We start from the raw sequence: 15,965 nt of genomic DNA on the forward strand, positions 1-15,965 counted from the left end.
AAAAACCTGCATTCCGGGTCTGGAAGCGCCTTCTCTGACTACATTTCAAAGATTTCCGGGGGTAGGGGTAGATCTAGCCACCTTGTCATGAGGGGCAAGATAGACTAAAACTATTGCTGGAGGATGCTTTTCTGTTATCAGTTTCTATTAAATCGTCTACACATAGTTCGCGCTCATCTACCCAAAGTCGCGCCAAAGTGGAGCGAAAGAATGAGAGTTTTAGCCATGTTTTGGCATACTACAAATGGAAGTTTTATACTACTTGCCCCTGGTAACAAGCTCCCTAGAACTACCCCATAGCTCTGCATAGAAATTAACTTACAGTTACTAGCCCTTTGAATAAGGATTTTGCTTAACTCCACAATAAACCACAACACCATCTAATACCTCACCCGTATCTCGATCTACAGAGGTTATTCTTCTACGTCTCATGAGTTTTCTAAGAAATAGTCATCATATATGATGACTATCCAATTTTCAACCCCTCTCCGGGTGGGAATCCTGGAACTGGCCTTATGTCTTTGTATACTGAGCCGGTGTACTACACGCTCCTGAGCGACGATTGAAGCAGCCCCCCAAGGGGGCGGATAGCGCGGGGGGTAATGAAGATAACCGAGCGATAGCGAGAACGATACTTTGATTTAAAAACCCTCTATACTTTGTGTTCTGGGTTTTGAAAATCACTTTTACAACCTGCATCCCAAATTTTGGGCTGGTTTCCGTGAGCGGGAATTCCGCCATTATCTTTCAACATTCTGGCCAAATGCATACAATTCCAAGTTAAGAAAGTTGTGTTTCTGTTGGTAAAATCGTTTTCAGGGCCACCAGAACCAGGATCTAAATAAGAAGGCCCGGGGCCAACTTCTCCTAACCATCCTGCATCAGCTTGTGGTGGAATTGTATAACCAATATGAGAAAGAGAAAATAAAATATTCATAGCGCAATGTTTAATCCCATCTTCGTTCCCAGTGATTAGGGTTGCACCAACTTTTCCATAATCTCGATATTGCCCTTTTTCGTTTAAAACATGAGTGTAACCATACATTCTTTCTAAAACTCGATTACAAACAGAACTTTTTTCTCCAAGCCAAACTGAAGTACATAAAACCAAAATATCAGTTTCATCAATTTCTTTTTGAATTATGGGCCAATCGTCTTTATCCCATTCATCTGTTTGGGACATATCTAGCCCAAGTCCTGCTGGTATTTCGTAGTCTACAGGTCGAATGACCTTCGTCTGAACTCTATTGGCTTGAACGCACCCCAACTAAAGCAAAGCTTAGAGTTGGGGATTCTTTCGCTATGAAGTAGCCGTACATCTGCTTGCAGAAGCAGCCATACATCTTAGCGTACCCAGAGTTACTGGCGTCCTCAGTGTGCCGTGGGAACTTTTGCCCTCGAACACTCTAGAATAACTGTTATCACCCATAATTACTGCATACCAATAACGGGCAGCAATGTTATATGAAGCGTTTAAGTCAGAGTGATATCTTTTTCCCGAAGTGAAGCGACACAAGGAATAATTGACCTTGTCTCTCTTAACTTTACCACTGCCGTCAAAAGCGTATGCGCTTGTGTATTTTGGGTTGATAAAAACAATTTTTCCTCCCATTTCCGTCCATCTATCTGTCACTAGCGCAACAATTTTCCTGTGACACCAGAGATGAAACTTTTGTTTTTGTAAAGATTTTCTTCTACCACCCTTCGCCTTCCATCCTTCTAAGTTCTCAAATACAATAACCTTTACATTGTGGGTCTTAGCAAACTCAACAATTGCTCTTGCTACTGTTTTAGAAATTTGTAAGTTAATGTTGGAAGATTTGCGTTGGAGTCCTTTACAAAAACCCTTAGGTAAATCTACGGCAGTCGCTCCACTTGGGGAAACCCCAAGACCGCGCTGCCTTAACTTTGTAATGTTTCTTGTCTGCTTAGACTTGTGAGCAATCATCATCCGACGTTTGTTGCGACGGTCTATGTCTTGGATCGGGTTAATAAACACCCGAGCTTTTACAGTACCGTCACGACCAACGATGGATGCTGTTGCAGCGTTGTTGATACCCATGTCAACACTGCATACCATATCAGATTCTGGTAAATCAACTATCTTTACCTCAACTGGCATAGAAAGTTGACACGTATGTTTATTAACCACCAATGCAGGTGATTTTATTTTGTTACCATCAACTAGATGGCGATTTAAACCATGTTTTTTGACTGGAATGCATTCTAGCCACACCCAATCAGTTCCAGACCAAACTTTAATATCAACCAACTGGAAATTGTTGCGATATTTCACTTGTTGACCCTGGTACAACGCTGGATAAGTATTGCACCATGCGCTCAAGCTAGGTGGTTTGGCGTGACGATGTTTCCTGTCTCCAGACTGCCATTGAAAATGTCTAGTTTGAAAACTAGAAACAATTCCGATAGTATCTGCTATGGCTGCTCGTCTTAAGTAAGAAGGAAACTTTCGGAACGATGGATGTCTATTGACTACACTTTGAAAATATTTGTGTTTAGGGTCAGGATTATCTGCGGTTTTATGAATCATCTTCTCTACCGCATTAATCCGTTCTTTTGATGTCAAGTCAACAAGGTTTACCCATTGAGAATTGACAATGATAACTAAGGGATGCAAAAACTTACGATATTCCTCAATAGTTCCTACCATTTGGCTTTTCTGTTCAGGAGTCGCTTTTAAATCCCAAACATCTGTCCGGATAATTTCAGCCGGTTTATTCTTGCCTTTCTTTTTGGATTGTCGTTTACTCATGGGGTTGTCCTCGACCTCGACATATATCTATAATAACCATGAACGTTCATAGTGTCAAGTATGTCAAAGAAAGAATATGATAAAAAATGGCAGCAAGCAAATGCTCCCAAGGTACGAGCTTATACGGCAAAATACCAGAAAGGGAAAAGGAGAGCAACAGTAATCTTGGATGAGTGGATAGGACAGGAAATAGACAAAATAAAACCCCCAGAACAATCGTTAGGGGGATGGATAAGAGAGAAGATAGAAAGATGGGCAGAAAAAAGTAGGTCAGAAACTGTCGAGTCGAGTGATGACCTTTTTTAATTGTTGCTGCGCTTTTTATATTGGCTTTGCTTACCCCGCCTAAAATGTAGATATTTTTATAGTATTTTTAGGCGGGGACTGCGCTCAGCATTCTGTTCAAAAATATTTTTAGCAATATCAATTACGCCCTTGGTATGAGATAAAACAGGAGTTCTATTAAGAGTGCAGTTTAAAAAAAGAGCTTTGAGGTCATCATACTTTGCTGGTGCATTTTGATACTGATTCTCAGTTATTTGTTTTAGCTGTTCTGACATAATATTTCATTTTAATGAACAAGGTGAATATGAGGAAGTTAACCGTAGCAGCTTCTTCCCAGATTTAGACCCCAATCTGTTACTACAGTATATTACTATGCCCGACCAATACGACGCTGTTCAAGAATTTGAACAGTTTTTGCGATCGCAGCTTTCTTGAGTTGAGTTGCGATCTAAAAAACCGGAATTTTTCAGACAGTAAGATTTTACCATCTCTTGCCGCACCTCCCGCTAGATAAAATTCCCCGCCGGAGTTGGCGTAAATAGAAAGTTCGTGTCACCCAGTGCAGCCTGTGGCTATAAACCTTATACAGCAACAGTTACAGAGATTGATACGAGATTTAAGCACGCTCGGAAAAAGATAAGTTGCACAAATAGTTTTTCTAGCGCAGAGACAGTAAAAAACTTTGCCTAAAACGGAGCTTGGAGTACATAAAAGTATTTGTTTCAAAGTATTATTGCTCCGTCTCGAAACTAAAAAACATTGCCTAAAAGAAGACAAACTAGGCAAAGCTATCATTTGTATTTCTTATCAATTACCCCGGAAAAATCAGTCATTTTTACAAAACTTTACAAGGCTGCACCTGGTGACACGAACCTTCTATTTTCGCCTATTCGGGGTAGTTCTAGGGAGCTTGTTACCAGGGGTAAGTAGTATAAAACTTCCATTTGTAGTATGCCAAAACATGGCTAAAACTCTCATTCTTTCGCTCCACTTTGGCGCGACTTTGGGTAGATGAGCGCGAACTATGTGTAGACGATTTAATAGAAACTGATAACAGAAAAGCATCCTCCAGCAATAGTTTTAGTCTATCTTGCCCCTCATGACAAGGTGGCTAGATCTACCCCAGATTGGGTCTGTTTTGGCAAGGATGGCACGATTACTGAAAATGACCCGATTGAACAGGAAAAGCGGTTTAAATACCTAGATTTGGTTGCAAGTGCGGTGATTTTACAGAACACAGTCGATATGTCGTTGGCGATTCAGACGTGTTGTTAACGCTAATGACACAGGGAGAGGTTGTTCATCACCGATATATTAAAGCTTTAAGTCCTTTCATCACGAGGCATATCAAGCGGTATGGGGATTATGTGGTGAATTTGCATATCTTTCCACAGCCGTTGGAAGCTGCGATTAATCTGCCACCAGAAATATTTGAAATCTAGATAGGGCAAGGGTTTCCAGACCCGGAATGCAGGTTTTTACACGTATCTCGGCTCAATGCCTATTAGTTCATACGAAGTGGCTCAGTAACAACTACCTCCAATCCTGTAGACTTGAGAAAATCAGTCCAAATATCCGTTATAGCTTTGTTGTTGGGCTGAGCTTTCTTAGCCTGAGCCAAAGCTGTCAAAGCGTCATACCAAATTCCTTTTTCGCTATACCAATTTGCTTGCTCTAAAGGTGTTTTTTGACTTGTTGGTGGCTGAGGCAAAGCAACACGACTCACCCAAGAGGCGATCGTTGGATCGTTAGGGCTGGGTTTTTCCCCACAAACCAACACTAGAGCCCACTGATAGTTCTTTCCCACGGACAGAGGAGGTGAGTTATTTGGGATAGTAACAGCAATAACACCAGATTCCCCCGTAATGGGGAAAAAGGTTTGGGAATGATGCTTAGTGCCTTCTTCCATAAGGCTTAATACAACTTGTTTTGCAGACGTTTGTGGCAAATAAACTAAAAATGTTGGACGTTCTGCTAAAGTCAACCCATAGTTAGTATTGTTCGGGACGAGTGCGATCGCAGACGGCTGATCTAGTGATATGTTAGAGGAGGTGGTTAATGTTACATCTTGAGGACATAGCCAGTCGCGACGCGTCCCCGCTCCTGACGTCTTCTTTGGCTTACCTTGATTAGGTGGTGGTTTAAATCTGACCTGGGATATTAAGCGATTAGTCTTCGCCGAACTATTGGCAATTGATTGAGCGATCGCCGGCTCAGTCCCTAAAAGAAACAGCCCTACGATAATTAGATTAATCAACTGTCTGTTATTTAACATTGCTTATCTTTTGGTAGGGATCATCCCTAGTTAGGGCAAAAGTTCAACTTGAACAGCTTTCCTTGCTATCTTTATATAGGGGAAAAATAATTAACTTTATGCACTAAAACCAATTTCCTACCAAGACAAATGGAGCCCAGTAGTAGGGATGTTGATATTGAGGCGATTTCAATAAAGAGATTTGAGCCTGACGAAGTGCTTCAGCTTTGCTAATTCCAGCTTTGTTTAACTCTGAGTAGAACTTGCTCATAAGTTCAGCAGTAGACTCATCTCGTACCGCCCAAAGCGTCGCCAACGTACTGCGTGCTCCCGATTGCACCGCTACCCCTGCTAGTCCCAAAACCGCTCGCTTGTCACCAGCTGCTGTTTGACAGGCGCTCAAAATTAACAACTCAAGGGGGCTTCGGTTTGGTTGAGAGCGTCCTTGCAGTAATTTATCTAACTCTTTAACGTTAATGCGATCGTCCCAGGTTAGCAAAAAGGTATTTTCCGCTTGGGAAGAAAACTGACCGTGGGTTGCCAAGTGAATGATGGGGAAAGGTACAGCGTTGATTTGAACTTGAAGACGATCGCGGGTAAATTCTTTGTTCAACAGGACTTGAGATGGAACCACCTCAGCTATCTCCTGGACTTCTCGCTCTACTCCTGGCAAAGCCGAAAACCCCTGACGCGCCTCAGCTAAACCTCCCGCCAAAGTTCTCAATTTATCTGGAGAAAGCGATCGCGAATACAAAAGCTGCAACCCAGGAGTCAGCGCAACGCTATACTTTTCAATCAGATACTCCCGCTTTTTGCTGTCATAAAGCGCCGCTACAGGCACTCCGCGCAGCACTCCATCTAGGACAAACACCAAAGTCTTGACCTTTTCCTTCTCCAGTTCCGCCTCCACCGGACGGATGAGCCAATCGTAAAGAATCTGTCGCGGACGAAAGGGATCGGCGCTAGAAATGAACGGGTTTAGGGTGGCAAACAGATCGTCGAAAACGCGCTCGACCGCCTCTCCTTCCCCTTGGTTTGTACTGGGAGGAAGTGGCGTGGCGTAATATCGTAGCTCCTGTTCGGGTCGGGACAAAATCACAGCGAGGCGATTTGGCAAAATTATCGAATAAAGGACAGCAGCATTGGGGTCAAACTTATCTATTTCTTCAGGTCGGGTCGTCAAACAAGCTTCTTGAAAAAAGTTGTTAAGTTCTGCCAGTTGGAGTGCTTCTATAACATCACGAGCTAGCTTGAGATTCTCCTGACTAATCTTTGCTTTTTCTTCCCCTTGATCGGGAAGGGGTTGCAAAAGCAAATCGGCTAACTCTCGATAAACGGGTTCTACAGTGTCGCGAAAGGTAAACTGAATTTCCGGATTAATAGCAACCAGGTCTTTGCGTAAGGACTGAAGGGTTTCATAAGCTAAGGTATAGGCTTTGAGTGCGCTCTTTTGGTCTTCCTGATTTTGGTAAAGCCGTCCTAACTGCCACTGCCAAAGATAAGCAGTGCTCGAAGCTTCAATTGTAGAAATCTGCTGCAAGGCTTGTTCTGTTAACTGTCGAGCCAGAGCCAATTTCCCCATTTGTTGGTATGCTCCTCCCAAATAACCGCGAGCATTGGCTTCTGCTTCCTTGTCTCCTAAAAGTTGAGCTTGCTTTACAGCCGCTTTCAAAATTTGACTAATGTTGTCCCATGAAGGAGCATCTTCGGAGTCAAGGGAAAGAGTGCTAGTGCTTTTAGCTGTGTTCTTAACAAAACTACATTGCTGTAAAACAGGGGATGAAAATTTTGATTGGTTTTGGTTCAGTCCCGAACGCAAGCACATTAAACTTTGAGCAAATTTAATTTGACCATAGACAGCCGAACGACTTGCTGTTAGGTTATTAAAGTTTGATTGGATTTGAGGCAGCAAAGTTGGCACTTCCAGCCATTGCTGAGTTTGTATCAATAAACTCAGTCGATTCAATTGTGCTTGTAGCTTTATACTAGGCAAAGCAGATGATTCAGCTTGTTCATAACAGCTAGCCGCCTGTTGATAAAATTCAACAGCTTTTGTTTTGCTGACTTCTTGGATGCAGTTTCCAGACTGTGTAAATGTTATCGAATGCTGACTTTGTGTCTCCAACTGCATTCTTCTATTACCCAAGGCTCGCGTTGTATTGCCCAAACTTAGGTAGATAGCAGCCATATTTTGGGAATCGCCCAATTGTTGCGCTAACTGCCAACTCGCTGACAAAACCATTTGGGATTGTTCGAGTTGACCAACTACTCGCAGGACGTTACCAAGGCTACGTAAGCCCAGGACTTGTAAAGATGCCGTGTTTTGCATCTTTACAGATTGTTGCTTGAGGGTTTGCAGATCCTTGAGTGCGATCGCGCAGTTTTGATTGTTCAGCTTTAAGGCATGCAATAAGGTCTTGCATGCCCTCGGATAAAGCCCCAAATCTTGCATAGCTTGGGCTTGGTTAATCTGGCTCCTAGTTTCATCGTCGCGATCGCCAATACTTCGATAAATGTCAGCCGCTTTTTGCCAGGTTGCTAGGGCTGCAGAGGATTCTCCCACTGCTAGTTGCAGCTGTCCTTGGATATCCAGGGTAGAGCCAAGGATTCGTAACTGAGTTGGTGTCTTTTCGTGTGTTTGCAAGAGATTGAAGCTAAGGGCGATCGCTTCTTTGGCTTGATCCCATTGTCCTAGTTGTTGAAACGTGAGGGAGGTATTACTCAACGCCATCGCCCGGTTTAAGCTATCCCCAAGAGCTGCAAAAGCCTTTTCTACCTGTTGCCAAACAGTAACCGCTTCCTCAAACGAACCAGCTTTATAAAGCGCTTTGCCTTTTTCTACCAGTTGTAAGGTATCGGCTTGGGTTTGAACAAGAGAGGTTGATGCAGAAACTTTCTCAGCAACCAGAGTTCCTCCCAGTGACAAAAAAAATAACAGAACTGCCAAAATGAGCGATCGCACTCCGCGTATGTGACTCCTTAAGAAGGGCTTCAACCGGCGCGCTACTCAAAACTTAGGCAAACTTAAGGATTTATGCCCTTAAGGCTTAAGAGAACCCATAGCGCGGTGGTTTTTACGGATATGAGGGGTCACTAAGACCTGTACAGTATCACGCCCACAACGAGCTTTTGTTTGCCGTAGCCTGCTGTACAAAACCCTGTTAGGGTTTGCCTTTTTGATACCAAGTGAATACCATCTGTGACGATTAAAACCGCCACAGATGTTAATCCGCTTAGCTACCTTCTTCCAAGCTCCCGACTTCAATTTGTCCTCTGGCGAATTGAAGTAAGAATCAAGGTGTCTGGGTAATCTTTCAGTCCGATTCTGAGCACGACGCGCAATTACCAAAGCCGCGGCGCAGCCAGAATTTAAACCATAAGCCGCCATATATTTCGTAACACCAATAACACTGGTATAGGCGGCATCAACTTTGATTAATTCCACCCCAGATTTAATGCAACGAGACTCAATCATCTGGGTGAATTGGGAATAAGCCATATTTGAAAGCATCCGCGCATACTTTGCGCCAATCTCAGTCATGGATGCTTTCTTTTGAGTAAAATCTAAATCCTCACTAGCTATAGGTACGTTGTACTTTAATGCAACACTGACGACTTCAGCTACAGCTTTACCTATGATGTCTTTTGTTTGGTGGGAACGTTTATCTTGGACGTTAATCTTGATGGTTCCGTGGCGTTTTAAGTTGCCGTGGCGGTCAATTAAAGTCCAATCAATACTACCAGGATTAAAGTCAATTCCTACCGCACCATTTTCTAGAGATGTCTGGACTGCTGGGTCTACAGTTTCAAGCGTTGCATTAACATAAAACTTGCCATCTCTGTTAACTATTTCGTAGGTAACTGGCTGTTTGCTGCCATTCCTGGACGTTTCTTTCTTCTCCCCATTATTACCTTTACGAGTAGAGGTGTGCCGGACTGGTTCTATAGCCGCCTCTAACCACTGCTGAGCATAAGAGAAACCAATATCAAAAAGGGTAACGGTATCACCATACTTCGCTCTTAAACTGGGAGTGCAAGTGATTGTCAAAGTATGCAGTAATAGATTGTACCTAACAAGCTGATTACCACTCTGATAGTTCTTTGACCCTATAAAGAATGAACGAGCAGAACGTTCTCTGCGCCAATCTTCCAGCCATTCCCACTTGCTTTGGTAGCCGTTCTCTTCTAGTCTGTACTGCTTTTCAAATAACTTGGACGAACCAAAGGTTACTTTAAACTGTCCTGTCGCTTTTGACTCAAATAGTCGTGAGATTTTAGCCTCAAGCTTGTTAATTTTCTGCCGCTTGAAATGAATCTTCTTTCTTAACTTTTTGGCAGTTGATTCTTGCCCAGACTTAACAGCTTTATCTAGCTTAAATTCTAGTTTCTTGATTGTTCTACGAACTGCTTTGATGCGGTCGTAGTTGTCATCAATATATAGGTCTACTAGCTCAGACTGAGAACTGTAGGTGGCAACGGCTTTGTTGTAAGCGTTCTTGGCTTCTGTATTGGATAAACCAAAACGCCTTTCTAACTCCTTGCAGATGAGCTTTTCTAGCTCGGATTCTAGGGAGTGTGTCTTGCCAATTCGATTACGCAAAGCAAAGGCAGTGCGAACAGCTTGTCCAAAAATAACTCCATATTCTTCTAGATAATCTAACGCTGTTTGGTTTTGAATATTTTTAGCTGCTGTTGTTTGAATGGTTACAATGGACAAGCTGACTCACCTCCTTCTCTTAATACTTTCTCTGCCTAATTATACACGCAGACTTCTGCAATTTCCGAAAGTTTCTCAAACTTTTTTGAAGATTGCAACTTCTGTCGAAATGTCCGGATTTCCTTAGGATTGCCTAAGTTTTACTGGTTCAGCACGCACCCGATCGCAATTTGTAAAGTTTTTTCAGAAAATTCTGACCTAGTCCAGGCTGTTCTTTAACCACTTTTTACCTCTAATGTCAAGATAAATCAGAAAACCTTCTCTTTTCATCGCGCAGGACAGCCACCATGATTTTTAGGCAAGCGTTGAGGTCCGGTGACAGTGGAGTTGTAGGCAGTGAGAACTATGTCACCTTTATCATTGAATACCCATCCTTGGGCAGGGACAACGGGACTTGAGATTTGAGATGTTGAGTTTTGGATTGAGGAAGCGCCTGAGAAAGCTTTCTGTTCTTGTCTTTGAGTACCCACGATTGGTGCCGATTCGACCAAACCCACCTGAGTTGCTTCTTGACTTTGGTCTTCGTTGGGGCTTGGGGGCAAACCACCACGTCCGGTGATAGTGAATTCGCTGCCAACACCTTGAATACAGGGATTTTGGGCAATTTGGTCATTAGGGTCTACAACATTGACTGGTAAATCAACCAAATTCTGGCTGGGGTTAAAGGGCTGATTGATTTCTACCACTCCTACTTCCCCAAAAGTTGAACTCACTGTGATATCGTTAAAAGGAGTCAGCCCTTCTCGAAATTCAATGCCGAAGATGCCAGTTGCGGTAAGATTGACACGACCACCGTCACCATAAGTAGCATTGGCAGTTATGTCACTACCTCCGAGTCTTGAGGGCAGCGCAACTAAAAATCGGGTGTCAATGTTGATATTCCCACCATCTCCAACCGCCCCCGCCTGACTTTCGGTACCTGCGTTGGTGGTGACTCGGCTGTCGCGACGCAATAACAATAAGTCTGATACTCTCAAGGTAATATTACCGCCTCTTTCCCTAGCGGTTTCAGCTGAAATCGTTCCCCGATCCAAAGTCAAAGAGTTAGCTTGCAAAGATATATCGCCCCCAGTTCCTGTTCCTCTGCTATTTACAGAGAGTTCTGCACCATCTCGAATCGTGACAGTTTGGGGGGAGCCAGTAATAAAAATGTTACCTCCTTTACCAGTAGAGCCAGCGTCCGTGCTAGCGAATATACCGATGTTCTCCCCAGCCAGAGTAAGACTGTTTTGAACTTGTAGAACGATATCACCCGCGGCTCCGTTGCCTCTAGTGGTAGAGAGCAACCGCCCACCTTCAATAATTTCAAATGTGTTGGCGGTAACAGTAATACTACCAGCATCATTTTGTCCCAAAGTACTAGTAGCCAAGAAAGCTCCATTTCTGAGAGTGAGGAAGGCTGTGCCGATCTTAATCTCACCTGCTTCTCCTGTGGCTCCTGATTCCACTATGCTAGATACACCACCGACACTGCGACCAAGATTTCCCTGGATAAATTCCCCTTCAAATACCACTGACTCGCTAGCATGAATCTTGACCCTACCAGCGTTTCCCTCTCCTAAAGTACTGGTAGTCAGGAAAGCTCCATTTCTGAGATTGAGGGAAGCTGTGTCGATCTCAATCTCGCCTGCATCCCCTGAAGCCCCTTTTGCCACTACACTTTCTACGCCACTCAAGAAACCACTGGGAGATTTTCCTTTTAACACCACTGACTCACTAGCATCAATAGTCACTTTTCCACCCCTACCGCCTCCAAAAGTGCTGGCAGCTAGTCTCGCCCCATCTTTTAAGGTAAGAGAGGCAGTCTGAATTTCAATCTTGCCCGCATCCTCCGAACCTTCTGTTACACTTAATACACTACTTAAGAAACCTGTGGGAGATTCTCCCTCAAGCACTACCGACTTACTGGCACGAATAGCTATCGTGCCTCCCTTGCCATCTCCCTGAGTACTGGCAGACAGCCTTGCCCCATCTTTCAGGCTGACAGAGGCAGTCTCAATTTTAATCCCACCTGCATTTCCTATGGCTCTAGGTTCCACAACGCTGAATACACCACTTTGGAAACCTGTGGGAGATTCTCCCTCAAGCACTACCGACTTACTGGCACGAATAGTTACCGTGCCTCCCTTACCATTTCCTTGAGCGCTGGCATACACTCTTGCCCCGTTTTTCAGGCTGACAGCAGTCGTCTCAATTTCAATCTCACCTGCATCTCCTGTGGCTCCAGGTTCCACAAAGCTGAATACACCACTTTGGAAACCTGTGGGAGATTCTCCCTCAAGCACTACTGACTCACTGGCACGAATAGTTACCGTGCCTCCCTTGCCATTTCCTTGAGTGCTAGCATACACTCTTGCTCCATCTTTCAGGCTGACAGAGGTCGTCTCAATTTTAATCCCACCTGCATCTCCTGTGGCTCCAGGTTCCACAACGCTGAATACACCACTTTGGAAACCTGTGGGAGATTCTCCCTCAAGCACTACCGACTCACTGGCACGAATAGTTACCGTGCCTCCCTTGCCATTTCCCTGAGTGCTGGCAGATAGTCTTGCTCCATCCTGACCTAACAATTGCCTAGTCTCTATCGTTACATTCCCTCCCTGCCCTAAGCCAAATACATTCGCTCTCACCAAGGAGTTTAAGAGCGTTAACTGCTCTGCTCGAATAAAGATGCCGCTTCCGTCTTGACTCCCCAGGGTATCGGCAAACATTCCAGATTCGTTGCTAAGCGTCACGTTTCTACCTTGCACCTGGATACTGCCGCCGCCATTGCCACTGGTACTAATAAAAGCTCCCTGCGAAAGTTGAATATCCTGGAAATCTTTGACACCCTCATAGCCCAAAACATAACCAGTTTTGGTTGACGTCAGCCTAACCAGACTGTTATCAGCAAAGCTTCCCATCTCAATCCGTCCATCGACTGCCGTTAAGTAACCAGCTTCGATGTTAACTACAGAACCGATCAGCCCTAATGTTTGACTATTTGGCACTTGAAGACCGACGATTTTACTAGTATTATCCCTGGCTCTGGATCGATTGATAATGCTCCCCAAGTTTTCTCTCATTCGCAAACCAACCGGAATATTCACTGTTAACAGTGGTGGCGCTTGCGGATTCGTAGCGCCAAACTCAAACCCATTATCAAACACTAGGCTCTCTGCCGTAGACGCCAAAAACGACCCCCCCACATCCAAACGGGCATTCGATCCAAAGACAATTCCATTAGGATTAATGAAAAATAGGTTTGCATTACCCAAAACACCCAATGTTCCTAGAATATTCGAGGCATTACTCCCAGTCACCCGACCCAAAATATTCCTAATTCCTCCAGGATTAGTAAAATAGGCTCCATTACTTTCACTAACATTGAATTGGCTGAAACTGTGGAACAGGTTTGCTCCCCGAATTGCTCCCCCATTAATCCGGTCAATAGGAATACCATTAAGATTATCTGGTACTATTATCGAACTTTCAGCGCCTAGAGTTCCATCTGGAACAATTTGCGCTTTCGCCGATTTGAGCGGAGCAAGAAAAGATAACAGAGCCAACACGAGATTCACCCCTAGGGCAAGGGGTAAGGTGTAACATAGGAGTAAGCGCTTGGGATATTGCATAATTAGGTACTTTTTTAGAAATCTTTTTAGAAAGGGTTAGCAATTACCGAGAAATAAAGACCATCTTCTTGCAACGTCCTGCCTCTATCTTCAATATCCGTCAATGGAATACCATAGTCAAGGCGAGCAGTCAGGCGATCGCCCATCTGCCACTGTAAACCCAATCCCAACCCCAGCAAGGTATTGGGGTCTGGATCGGAGTTACCAGAACTATTCCAACCGATACCAAAATCAACAAACGGCACCACCTGCAAAACCCCTTCCACGCTTTTTACCCGCAGTACTGGTAATTGCACTTCAGCAGAACCATAAAAGCCATTATCTGTCAAGAGTACATCCTGCCGATAACCTCGAACGCTACGCAAACCCCCCAACCCAAATTGCTCTAGAGGCACGAGAGCACGATTTGTCAGCTGGATATCAGAACGCACTACCAGCAAAGTTTGCGGTGCTAAAAGCCGCACATACTGTCCTTGTCCCCGCCAAGAGAAAAAACGAGTATCGGGAGGGTCATCGTTAACAGTAGCATTAAAGACATTTAAACCGAGACTAAATTGAGAACGAAAGACGAAAGCTTCTTGAGGGCTTCTCTGCCTGTATTCTTGAAAAAATCGCAAGGTTGATATACGAGTTTCTCCCTCTTCATTAGCACCAGCAGAGAGCGGAAAACCCACACCTAGCAGTTCAGATTTACTTTCCTGTCGTGATGCTGATAAACCCAAGGCAAATTCTCTGGTAGAAGATAGGATTAAAGGTTGGCGAAAGCCTAACTCGAAATAGCGTGAATTACCGATGATATCGATACGGTCAAAGGGCGGTTCAATAACTTCAGTATCCGTCAGTCCTGCCCCTAGGATAATTGTGCCATTGCGAGGATTCACAGGTATGGTGTAGCTGAAGTCAAAGGCGTTGCTACCATTAGTATTGACGTACTCTAAACCCAAGGCATCTCCAAAACCAAATAAGTTGGCTTGGTTAATGCGGACGCCGCGTCGTAAGCTACCAACACTAGGAGCACGACCATTATCTATAAAGAATTCTGTATTAAAGGAGTCTGCTTCTATGACCTTGACTGTCAGTAAACTCAATTCAGACCGCGACCCTGCAGACAATTCGGCAGATATATTTTGAATCAGGGGATCGAGTTGCAACAGTTGCAAGGCTTCCAACAGGCGTTTCTGATTTAAAGGTTTAGAGCTCAAGAGTGCCAATCGGCGACGCACGTAGTTCGAGTTCAGCCGTCGAGTACCTGTCACTTCAATTTTTTCTACCCCACCTTCAATAATCCGGATTTTAACGACAGATCCCTTTTTAGACAAAGTTTGACCTGCTGGAATAACTGCACCAGAATTAATATACCCCGCATCAGTATAGAGTTTAGTTACAGCCGTCTCAACTTCTAGCAGTTCGGCAAAGGTAAGCGATCGCTTGATGAATTTATCGGTAAATTTAGTTAACTCTTCATCACTAAATGCCGTATTCCCCTCAAACTCAAATTTAGTAACAGTAATATTTTTAGGAAGGTCAGAGCCTTCTGAAGACGAGGGCAATGTTCGAGATGGAAGCTCAAGGGAAGGTTTTGGTAATGGCTGCGGATTAGGATGATTCGTTGGCAAGTTAGTTCCTCGAACGGCAACGTTGTCAATTTTGTTAACAGGCTGTTCCTTGCTCTTGAAGTTAACAGTTAAGTGTAAACTGTCAGTGCTTTGGGAGCGATCGGGCGATATCTGAGCCAAGGCACTATCTTTGTGGAAGGTAATTAACACCCCCAAGATTCCCGAAATTTTTAGAGTTAGCATTAAACACCAGAAAGACCGACTCCAGACTTTCGCCATTTTTAATCATGTTAGGCAACCGCCCTAAATAATCAACAAAATAAATATTGTTTAGTTCTTATGAAAGTTGTTTGACAAACAACTTTACTAAGCAATTTTACTTATAACGTTTTTTTTAATTATCCTATAGCAATTTTTGGAAAATTATCGCTTTTTTCAGCCTAATTAGTCAAAAAATGCACTTCGTCAAGTGCAGAGTATACCATACTAAGGGGTTCTGTATACTGGATTTTCTATCATTGTCTACTGGACAGTATAGTGGAAAGTACCTAATAGTATGATGGACAACTTTACCAAGTTGCTGTGAAATCGATGTCCACCGGATGTACGCTCTGCAACAATTTTGCCCTCCTCTTCCCAACGTCTTAACGTATCTGCATGGATACCTAAAAGGTTACTTGCTTCCTATATAGAAATCTTAGGCATAGTTCATCTGTACTTAACTATGCCTAGAATAACCTAAGTTTTATTGATGCAGCGCACCTGA

11 protein-coding genes and 1 pseudogene are annotated in these 15,965 nt (G+C 43.8%); 3 read left to right on the plus strand and 9 right to left on the minus strand.

What is annotated here, in order from left to right:
• Positions 1–652: 652 nt before the first annotated feature.
• Both WA1_RS09165 and WA1_RS09170 read right to left on the minus strand, forming a co-directional pair.
• Positions 653–1,183 carry a flavodoxin family protein gene (locus WA1_RS09165; protein WP_017745358.1) on the minus strand — a complete coding sequence of 177 codons (531 nt, stop codon included), beginning with the start codon at positions 1,181–1,183 and terminating at the stop codon, positions 653–655.
• A 117-nt stretch (positions 1,184–1,300) separates the two neighbouring features.
• Positions 1,301–2,773, minus strand: coding sequence for an IS200/IS605 family accessory protein TnpB-related protein (locus tag WA1_RS09170; RefSeq protein WP_017745357.1), 1,473 nt, complete (start codon positions 2,771–2,773; stop codon positions 1,301–1,303).
• A 60-nt stretch (positions 2,774–2,833) separates the two neighbouring features.
• On the opposite strand from WA1_RS09170, the gene WA1_RS09175 reads away from it, so the two are divergent.
• Positions 2,834–3,079 (plus strand): hypothetical protein, encoded by a 246-nt coding sequence (locus WA1_RS09175; protein WP_017745356.1) that lies wholly within the window; start codon positions 2,834–2,836, stop codon positions 3,077–3,079.
• 56 nt (positions 3,080–3,135) lie between these two features.
• On the opposite strand, the gene WA1_RS09180 is transcribed toward WA1_RS09175, so the two are convergent.
• Positions 3,136–3,333 (minus strand): hypothetical protein, encoded by a 198-nt coding sequence (locus tag WA1_RS09180; RefSeq protein ID WP_017745355.1) that lies wholly within the window; start codon positions 3,331–3,333, stop codon positions 3,136–3,138.
• A gap of 832 nt (positions 3,334–4,165) precedes the next feature.
• Here WA1_RS09180 and WA1_RS61610 point away from each other — a divergent pair.
• Together WA1_RS61610 and WA1_RS56785 are read left to right on the plus strand one after the other, a co-directional pair.
• A complete protein-coding gene (locus WA1_RS61610; protein ID WP_158516618.1) occupies positions 4,166–4,333 on the plus strand; it encodes a Tn3 family transposase in 168 nt (55 codons plus the stop codon).
• Positions 4,334–4,338: 5 nt separating this feature from the next.
• Positions 4,339–4,500, plus strand: a complete 162-nt coding sequence (locus WA1_RS56785; protein WP_158516619.1) for a hypothetical protein — start codon at positions 4,339–4,341, stop codon at positions 4,498–4,500.
• Positions 4,501–4,562: 62 nt separating this feature from the next.
• Here the strand turns inward: WA1_RS56785 and WA1_RS09185 are convergent, their stop codons facing one another.
• From WA1_RS09185 to WA1_RS61615, 6 genes and pseudogenes are all read right to left on the minus strand, one after another.
• Positions 4,563–5,333 (minus strand): DUF928 domain-containing protein, encoded by a 771-nt coding sequence (locus WA1_RS09185; protein WP_017745354.1) that lies wholly within the window; start codon positions 5,331–5,333, stop codon positions 4,563–4,565.
• Between the two features lie 103 nt (positions 5,334–5,436).
• Positions 5,437–8,307: a CHAT domain-containing protein gene (locus tag WA1_RS09190; RefSeq protein ID WP_033335786.1), complete on the minus strand. Its 2,871-nt coding sequence runs from the start codon at positions 8,305–8,307 to the stop codon at positions 5,437–5,439.
• A gap of 45 nt (positions 8,308–8,352) precedes the next feature.
• The gene (locus WA1_RS09195) at positions 8,353–10,029 is read right to left on the minus strand and encodes an IS200/IS605 family accessory protein TnpB-related protein (protein ID WP_017745352.1); all 1,677 of its coding nucleotides are present in this window, start codon (positions 10,027–10,029) and stop codon (positions 8,353–8,355) included.
• A 266-nt stretch (positions 10,030–10,295) separates the two neighbouring features.
• Positions 10,296–13,643 carry a two-partner secretion domain-containing protein gene (locus WA1_RS09200; RefSeq protein ID WP_017745351.1) on the minus strand — a complete coding sequence of 1,116 codons (3,348 nt, stop codon included), beginning with the start codon at positions 13,641–13,643 and terminating at the stop codon, positions 10,296–10,298.
• 26 nt (positions 13,644–13,669) lie between these two features.
• Positions 13,670–15,478, minus strand: coding sequence for a ShlB/FhaC/HecB family hemolysin secretion/activation protein (locus WA1_RS09205; RefSeq protein WP_148662660.1), 1,809 nt, complete (start codon positions 15,476–15,478; stop codon positions 13,670–13,672).
• A gap of 243 nt (positions 15,479–15,721) precedes the next feature.
• Positions 15,722–15,871: pseudogene (locus WA1_RS61615) on the minus strand (MerR family DNA-binding transcriptional regulator); the annotation flags it as partial.
• Positions 15,872–15,965: the final 94 nt, after the last annotated feature.

It is taken from the genome of Scytonema hofmannii PCC 7110 (assembly GCF_000346485.2).
Taxonomy (GTDB): domain Bacteria; phylum Cyanobacteriota; class Cyanobacteriia; order Cyanobacteriales; family Nostocaceae; genus Scytonema; species Scytonema hofmannii.

Excerpts from the sequence above, each read along its gene's own strand:
- WA1_RS09205 (WP_148662660.1), bottom strand. The coding sequence starts at position 15,478 with ATGGCGAAAGTCTGGAGTCGGTCTTTCTGGTGTTTAATGCTAACTCTA.
- WA1_RS56785 (WP_158516619.1), top strand. The coding sequence starts at position 4,339 with ATGACACAGGGAGAGGTTGTTCATCACCGATATATTAAAGCTTTAAGT.
- WA1_RS09185 (WP_017745354.1), bottom strand. The coding sequence starts at position 5,333 with ATGTTAAATAACAGACAGTTGATTAATCTAATTATCGTAGGGCTGTTT.
- WA1_RS09175 (WP_017745356.1), top strand. The coding sequence starts at position 2,834 with ATGTCAAAGAAAGAATATGATAAAAAATGGCAGCAAGCAAATGCTCCC.
- WA1_RS09165 (WP_017745358.1), bottom strand. The coding sequence starts at position 1,183 with ATGTCCCAAACAGATGAATGGGATAAAGACGATTGGCCCATAATTCAA.
- WA1_RS09200 (WP_017745351.1), bottom strand. The coding sequence starts at position 13,643 with ATGCAATATCCCAAGCGCTTACTCCTATGTTACACCTTACCCCTTGCC.
- WA1_RS09170 (WP_017745357.1), bottom strand. The coding sequence starts at position 2,773 with ATGAGTAAACGACAATCCAAAAAGAAAGGCAAGAATAAACCGGCTGAA.
- WA1_RS09180 (WP_017745355.1), bottom strand. The coding sequence starts at position 3,333 with ATGTCAGAACAGCTAAAACAAATAACTGAGAATCAGTATCAAAATGCA.